The organism is Clostridium sp. 19966 (assembly GCF_032335695.1).
In the GTDB taxonomy this organism is placed as follows: domain Bacteria; phylum Bacillota; class Clostridia; order Clostridiales; family Clostridiaceae; genus JACTOJ01.
Genome location: NZ_JACTOJ010000082.1, coordinates 1 through 1,238 on the forward strand (window position 1 = coordinate 1; position 1,238 = coordinate 1,238).

Here is a 1,238-nt window from a genome sequence, read left to right on the forward strand (position 1 = left end):
TGTAAATTGTTGTCTACTCATGTCCAAACCCTCCATCTTTCACTATTTTTATTATATCTTTTATTTTGGATTTTTTCACTTTCAACTTGTACTATTTATATTCTAGCACCATATCTTCTACGATGGTGTCTATATCATCAATAGTATCATCATCTATAAAATCTTTAGTTAATTCGATTAATTCTTCTTATCTTTTTATGCATCTATTCTATCATTAATTTTGTAGTAAGTGCTTAATTCTATTCTGTATCAATACCATCATAAGCATCACCATATGATATATAATCGTCTTTTAAGAAGTACCAATATTCACCTCTATTTTCTACTAGTTGCATTAATAGCTCAGTAAAAGATTTTGCAATTATTGTTGTACTTCCAACCTCTGGATAACTGTCCCAGAATGCTTTATAACATTGACCTAGACGTTCTTTATTTAAGTCTATAACTATATAATCTGAGTTATATAAGTCAGCTATTATAAACCAATCCTTTGATATTTCATTATCATAAGTTCCTTTTTCTATCTCTGCATTAATGATTTCTTCTCCTATTATTACATGGTTAGCGCTAATAAACTCTTCTGGTGTTACAATCTTAACTGCATACGGAGCACCTTCGAATAAACTAATACCCCCACATATTTTATAGAACTCAACTAAATCATCTGGTGCTTCTAAACCATTTGGTAGACTAATCATGCCTGATGGTTGGTAAACAGTGCAGTTCTGTAGAGAACTTACTTTCTTTATTATCTCTTTAATATCCATTGAACACATCTCCTTTACTTTTCTAATCCATATATATATTTATTAAATTCTCTATAATATTCAGCTCTAGCATCTTGCGGTACTTTAGCAGCATCAAACATTCTTTCTGAAAGCCTCTGAATTTCTCTTGGTGAAACATTTTCCCAATCTACTTTTCCTTTAAATCCATAGTTTTCATACTTCCACTTTCCGAATACAGACCTTGTTGCATTATGCTGTCCCTTTGTTAATGCTATCGCTGTTGAATCTGCTGGTCTAGGCTTATACCCTGGAATATTCTTCTGTGCCCACATATCCATTACACCATGGTGATTTTCTAATCCTGGGGTTTTATTACCATATTTTACAATATCGAATGGTTCAGCTTTAGTAACCCCCTTATTTGCTATCTCAGCTTGTTGTTTTATTATATCTTCTTCCAGTATACTATCAGCTTTTGATTCACTTCTAAGGAGACTCCCTATTCTCCCT

2 protein-coding genes are annotated in these 1,238 nt (G+C 32.1%); both read right to left on the bottom strand.

From position 1 onward, the window contains the following. Positions 1-239 precede the first annotated feature (239 nt). A complete protein-coding gene (locus IAI10_RS24565; protein ID WP_315675944.1) occupies positions 240-767 on the bottom strand; it encodes an SMI1/KNR4 family protein in 528 nt (175 codons plus the stop codon). Positions 768-781: 14 nt separating this feature from the next. Beyond that, positions 782-1,238: hypothetical protein (locus IAI10_RS24570; RefSeq protein WP_315675945.1), on the bottom strand; the 457-nt coding region annotated here is incomplete at its 5' end.